Source organism: Bacillus sp. MYb209 (genome assembly GCF_002975175.1).
In the GTDB taxonomy this organism is placed as follows: domain Bacteria; phylum Bacillota; class Bacilli; order Bacillales; family Bacillaceae_G; genus Bacillus_A.
Window position 1 is genome coordinate 1 of sequence record NZ_PCNZ01000075.1, and the last position, 6,385, is coordinate 6,385.

The window sequence follows — 6,385 nt, forward strand, 5'->3', positions numbered from 1 at the left end:
GAATGTAGTAAACGGAAATATTATGTTGCTTACTGGTCATATCAAATTGCCAAAACTGGGGTCCCGCCACATGACCATCAACCTAAGATTTTAAAATGCACCCATAACGAAATTTTTTTGCTTTTTGAATTACGAATCTCTTAATTAGATAGCACCAGGTACCGCACGAAAAAAAGCCGTTCTCCTATAAACTATGGAAATCGGCTTTTGTAATTTATCATTTATAATGAACATCCCTGTTAATGTAACAAGGGTTAAGATTTATTAGCTATTACCATAAAGCGTTTCGAATTTGTACGGATTCCTTTGTCAGTTTTGTTTGCTATAATAAATTTTTTCAAAATGTCAAAGTCCTCTTTCTCTTCACCAAATCTTGGTATGATAGGTGTGTGATTTAGTAGGAAAATGAGGTCTTCAGGTGTTTGATAATAATCTATAGCATCATACTCTAAGGTTTGCACATCAGCAAAGCCCACGCGCTTCAATTCTCGGACATATTTTTCTTTTAATGTGCCGTCTTTTTCTCCTGAGCATTGCCCTCTTCCAAACGCTTCTTTTAAGTTCAATTTATCATGTTCGCTGACTTGCTGCGTTAAAAAGATACCATCCTTTTTTATTACTCTTGCTACTTCTGCCGCCACAAAAGGCGCATGACAACTAGACACAATATCAAAAAAGGAATTCGGGAATGTCAAATCTTCGGACTCCATTTTAAAAATTTGAACGTTTGACACACGTTCTTTTTCCAAGTTAGACTGTGCTGTTTCTATCATTCCACTTGAATTATCAATCCCAATTATACATGAAGCTGCCGATGCAATTTTTAATATATTCTCTCCCCCACCTGTACCAATATCCAGCAAAACACTTGAGGGTTTGCATCTTTCTATTACTTCTTCATAAAACTCCCACGTAGCACCTTCAGTTACGTATTTAAGTTTACTAAAATCCCATCCATTTGATTTTCCAACTTTATCATAAAAATTTTTGTAATCTAATTCATTCATTTTGTATATCCACCTTCCAAAAGAGTGTAAAAACTAAGGTTATAAGACTAGTTAATAAAATAATCACGTGCCTTGATTTAATAATAATGGGTGACTACCGAAACAGATTCAAAGCTTATATTTCCAAAAAAGGGCACACTTCTCCCTTGATGGCTGGTACGCGTTTTATCCAACCCGAAAACTAATTACTTCGAACAATACGGAAAGACATCCACTTCACCTCATTTGAAAGATTATATTAATTATACTCTATAACACTCTTGTGTGTACATTGTAAAATACAAATTTTTAGATAAAATGTTCTTTTATCATAATACCAAAAGAAGAACTACACACTAAAACTAAACATAACCTAATACATAGGATTATCTTACATTGCTATCAAAGTAAAATAAATTTGTGTCTTCATAATGACAAAAACGCTATCATTTTTATAGAAATACACAAAAAGGATGGTGGTTTTTATGAATTTATCAGTTTCTGATGAATTAGAATTGCTTTCTCAAGAATTGTATCAATACATGTCATCGCATGCTTTAGAACATTTAGCTAGAGAGGTAAGGTTTGTTCAACGAAGAAGCAAATATCGTGCAGAAGATTTAGTGGCTTTATGTGTTTGGCTGAGCCAAAACATAGCTCATACTTCATTAACACAATTATGTAGTCGATTAGAAGCTAATACAGGTATTTCTATGAGTCCGGAAGGACTTAATCAACGTTTTAATTCTCGGTCTGTACAGTTTTTACAACAACTCTTAGCACATTTACTTCACAAACAATTTTGTTCTTCTAGCGAGATTCCAACTTTGTATACAAACTATTTTCAACGTATTCGAGTATTGGATTCTACACATTTTCAGGTTCCAGATAAATTCGCTTCTACATATCAAGGTTCAGGAGGTAGCGGTCATAGTGCTGGTGTAAAAATTCAATTAGAGTACGATTTGCTTAGTGGTCAGTTTTTACATGTTCATGTAGGACCTGGAAAGCACAATGACAAAACGTATGGTTCTACTTGCTTAACGTCCCTTCAACCGCACGATGTATGTATACGTGATTTAGGATATTTCGATTTAAAAGACCTACGCGCGATAGACGAGTGTGGAGCTTATTTTATTTCACGATTAAAGCTCAATACTCTTATATATCAGAAGAATAAAGAGCCTGAATACTTTCAAAATGGAACAATAAAAAAGCACTCTGAGTACGTCCAACTAGATATGGAGCAATTTATTGATCAATTACAGTCTGGAGAAACATATGAGATTCCTGAGATTTATATTGGAATGTATCAAAAGCTTCCTGCAAGACTTATTCTGTATAAATTAACTGACACGCAAATGAAACGTAGACAAAAGGATTTAGCTTCTAAAGAACATAAAAAGCAAATTACCTATAAAGAACGCAGTAAGCGTCTCAGCGCAATTAACTTTTACATTACGAATATCCCTTCGGAATATCTACCAAAGGAACAAGTATACGATTTTTACTCTTTACGATGGCAAATTGAATTGATATTTAAAACATGGAAATCATTTTTTCGTATTCATCACTGTAATTCTGTAAAATTAGAACGGCTAGAGTGTCATTTATATGGACAATTGATTAGCATCCTTCTTTGTTCCTCTACTATGTTTCAAATGCGTCAATTACTCCTCACCAAGAAGAAACGAGAACTAAGCGAATATAAAGCGATTTATATTATCAAGGATTACTTTTTACTTCTTTATCAAGCTCTACAAAAAGACACTCAAGAACTATCAAAAATCTTGCTTCGTGTGTTCAATTTTTTACAGAAAAATGGAAGGAAATCTCATCGATATGAGAAGAAAACAGTCTTTGATATATTGAGAGTCGTGTACAATTGTTTCGTTACTCACAATCATGTAGCTTAATTAAAAAAATGAAGCCCGTTAGGGTTTATTTAGTATGCAGATTTTTAAATAATTGGTATCGATTTTTTAGAAAACAGAAAAAATCTAGTTGAACAGAATTTTACTTAAGCTTAGCTTGATAGCGATGGGGTCCCGCCAACCAAATGGCATAAAACCCACGCTAAGACATTTTTTGGAAAAGAAAAAGCCGATTTTCCTACGTTAGGGGTCACCATACATATCCATCAACTTAAGAACTCATTACAGCCAACTGTAGATGAATATTAATTATTTTTTCACTAGACTAACCCATACATGATAAAAATGTACATGACAAATAGAACCTATTGGGTCTGAATTTTTGATACTATGCAGCTCGATCTTGGCACATGGTATAATTGTATATGACACCTTACGAATAAAAAAGACCACCTCATATAAGATGGATTCCACTTTCTTGCTATTCAAAGAAATCATCATACCCCGCATTATAAATACCGATAACGGTTAGTTTGTACTCTTGATCTCCATATTTTTTTCTCTTCTCACGAACAACAGAGCTGTTTCAAAAGCTCCCTCTTAGCAGAAGTTTACTTTTGTGACAGCTCCAGTTACTCTATATATTATTTATTGCTTGTTTCTACTTGCTTGGCCTCTGTTGTTTCAGCAGCTTTTGTCAGCTTTCCTTCTTTTTCAAGCTGAGCAATCAGTTCATCTAACGTGACCCCTTTTTCTTTAGCCATTTCTTCTAAGTTGACAGTTTCACTGGATTTTGAATCTGCCGCTATTTCGGTAGCCACAGTTGTTTCAGCAGCTTTTGTCAGCTTTCCTTCTTTTTCAAGCTGAGCAGTTAGTTCATCTAACGTGATCCCTTTTTCTTTAGCCATTTCTTCTAAGTTGACAGTTTCACTGGACTTAGTATTTTCCCACATGTCGTTGTTGCTCGCAGCATATGCAGATCCTCCAACAACAGATAACCCTAGCACAAGTGTAGCAATTGTTAATTTTTTCTTCATATTAAATTCCTCCTAGAATGTTTTTAACCTCTACCATACGATAGATAGATTCTATAATATTACAATTGAGCCTGCTTGCCTGCATCCTTTCTATTTGATGTTACCAGTATATAAAAATCCATGTTAAATCCTTGTTAAGAGAAACACTTCTTAAAAATTCACAAAAAAAGGCTTTAAATAAACAGGTTCAACAACCATTCAAAGCCTTTTTCATTTTCTTATTTTATTTTACCAAGTGTAATTTCGAAACAAGTACCGCCGTTCTCATTATCCGTAACTACGATGTTTCCATTTTGCTTGGTTATGATATTTTGCACAATGGAAAGTCCCAAGCCTGAGCCACCCCATTCACGAGAGCGTGATTTATCCACTCGGTAAAACGGCTCAAATATATTCTTTTTTTCCTCATCGGGGATACCAATTCCCGTGTCTTTAATTTCAACCATTACCTGCTTTTTATCCGATTTAACTTTAATCATTACCTTACCACCGTCGATATTGTATTTAATACCATTTTCAACAAGGTTATAAAACGCTCGATAAAGTAAATCTGTATTTCCGTAAACAACACTATCAGCGCAATCCAAATATAGTTTAACCTCTTGTTCATCAGCAATATGAGAAAGTTCGGAAACAATATCTTCAAAAACATCCTTCAAGCAGATGGTTCCATCCTCAAATCCATCATTCATATTTGTCATATCCAAAAGGGTAAATACAAGCTCAGATAATCGTTGTGTTTGCTTTTCAAAAACGTTAATGAGTGCATCATATTCTTCTGTAGAATGTGCGTTTTTCTTTTTAAATACATCAAGCTTTGTTTTTAAAACCGCAAGTGGCGTTCGGAGTTCATGGGCCGCATTTGCAGAAAAGCGACTTTGCATCATAAAAGCATCGTTTAGCTTATCCGTCATTTCATTAAAAGACTGCGTTAGCTCAGCTATTTCATCATTGGTTGGTGGAATGTTCATCATTTCTGATAGATTATGCACAGTCCTATTCTTAATTTGACTATTTAGTGTATCCAGTGGTTTTAACACTTTGCCCGATGCATAGTATGTCAATACACCACCACCGAAAATGACTAAAAGCATATAAAAAACACTTTCAAACTGAAAATCCGTTCTTGCTTTTTCTGCATCTTCAGTTAGTATAGGCATCATGACATTTGGTGGCGTTTGGTGATTGTCAATAACATTGCTATCTTCACCAACTTCTAGTGCAGGTAATACAGAGGCTGCATCAATTCTTGTTGCCATTATACCAGCATAAAAATTTAAAATTAATGTAAGCCCTATACAACAAATCATTAATAAAATTATCATCATTGCAGTAAGTCGCAGCCGAATTGGAATTTTTTTAAACATCAAGCGTCACCATCATTTTTAGTAATAAAATAACCCTCACCAATCTTTGTACGTATCGGATCATAATCTAAAAGAGCTTTCATTTTTTTTCGTAATGTAGCTATATGAACTCGAATAGCACCACTAAAGCTATCGGCATTTCCATCCCAAATGTGTTCAATCAATTCTTCTTGACTAACAACTCGTTCTTGATTAAGCAGAAAGTATTCAAGCAATGCGAATTCTTTTTTTGTGAGTATCAGTTCTTTTTTACCCACAAATGCGGTGCGCTTTGATAAATCAATATTTATATTACCGCAAGATAAAAGGCTATTTTCCTGCACAAATTTTCGCCTTAATAAATTTCTTATTCTTGCTTCCAATTCCGCAAAGGCAAATGGTTTAGTTAAATAATCATTCGCACCAATATCTAAACCTTTAACTTTGTCATTTACGCTACTTCTTGCACTAAGGATTAAGACTTTTAATTCTTTATTTTCTTCTCTTAACTTTTCTAAAACCTTTAATCCGTCCATTTTCGGAAGATTTAAGTCAAGTATTATTAAGTCATAATTTTCAACGTACGCCAGTTCATAAGCATCTTCACCATTACTACAGGTATCAACCGCATACCCTTCTATTCTAAGTCCCTCAGCGATAGCTTCCTGTAAATCCAACTCATCTTCAACAACAAGAATTCTCATACCTTAATCACCTCATTTTCATTATTATAAATAGTTGTGCGTTAAATCCATGTTAAGCAATTATTATCAGAAAATAAATTCCATCCTTGAAGGAATATATCTATGGTCACTGATTTATGCTTACAAGTGCCAAACACCTATAGTAGTGTAGCTGGGTTCTGGTGCAAAAACTTCAAAATATCTAAAAAAAGTCTTTCAGACTTGGACATACTGATACTAGTACTCTAAAAAAGGATGTGATTGGTATGGAAAAGCAAAATCTATTCAAGTGGAAACATTATCAACCGGATATTATTTTATTAACCGTGAGATGGTACCTACGGTACAACCTCAGTTTTCGTGATTTAGTCGAAATGATGGAAGAACGCGGGCTACCCCTGGCTCATACAACTATCATGCGATGGGTTCATCAATATGGTCCCGAATTAGATAAGCGAG

At 34.4% G+C, this 6,385-nt stretch carries 5 protein-coding genes and 1 pseudogene; 2 read left to right on the forward strand and 4 right to left on the reverse strand.

Going from position 1 to position 6,385, the window contains the following annotated elements:
* Positions 1-254 precede the first annotated feature (254 nt).
* The gene (locus tag CQZ94_RS29775) at positions 255-1,007 is read right to left on the reverse strand and encodes a class I SAM-dependent methyltransferase (protein ID WP_105588317.1); all 753 of its coding nucleotides are present in this window, start codon (positions 1,005-1,007) and stop codon (positions 255-257) included.
* Between the two features lie 464 nt (positions 1,008-1,471).
* Here CQZ94_RS29775 and CQZ94_RS29780 point away from each other — a divergent pair, with 464 nt between their 5' ends.
* Positions 1,472-2,902 (forward strand): IS4 family transposase, encoded by a 1,431-nt coding sequence (locus tag CQZ94_RS29780; RefSeq protein ID WP_105588318.1) that lies wholly within the window; start codon positions 1,472-1,474, stop codon positions 2,900-2,902.
* A 602-nt stretch (positions 2,903-3,504) separates the two neighbouring features.
* On the opposite strand, the gene CQZ94_RS29785 is transcribed toward CQZ94_RS29780, so the two are convergent.
* From CQZ94_RS29785 to CQZ94_RS29795, 3 genes are all read right to left on the reverse strand, one after another.
* Positions 3,505-3,897, reverse strand: coding sequence for a hypothetical protein (locus CQZ94_RS29785; protein WP_105588319.1), 393 nt, complete (start codon positions 3,895-3,897; stop codon positions 3,505-3,507).
* A 218-nt stretch (positions 3,898-4,115) separates the two neighbouring features.
* Positions 4,116-5,264, reverse strand: a complete 1,149-nt coding sequence (locus tag CQZ94_RS29790; protein WP_105588320.1) for a sensor histidine kinase — start codon at positions 5,262-5,264, stop codon at positions 4,116-4,118.
* Positions 5,264-5,947 carry a response regulator transcription factor gene (locus tag CQZ94_RS29795; protein WP_105588321.1) on the reverse strand — a complete coding sequence of 228 codons (684 nt, stop codon included), beginning with the start codon at positions 5,945-5,947 and terminating at the stop codon, positions 5,264-5,266. Before CQZ94_RS29795 ends, CQZ94_RS29790 begins: the two co-directional genes overlap by 1 nt.
* Positions 5,948-6,192: 245 nt before the next feature.
* Here CQZ94_RS29795 and CQZ94_RS29800 point away from each other — a divergent pair.
* Positions 6,193-6,385, forward strand: a pseudogene (locus CQZ94_RS29800) (IS6 family transposase); the annotation flags it as partial.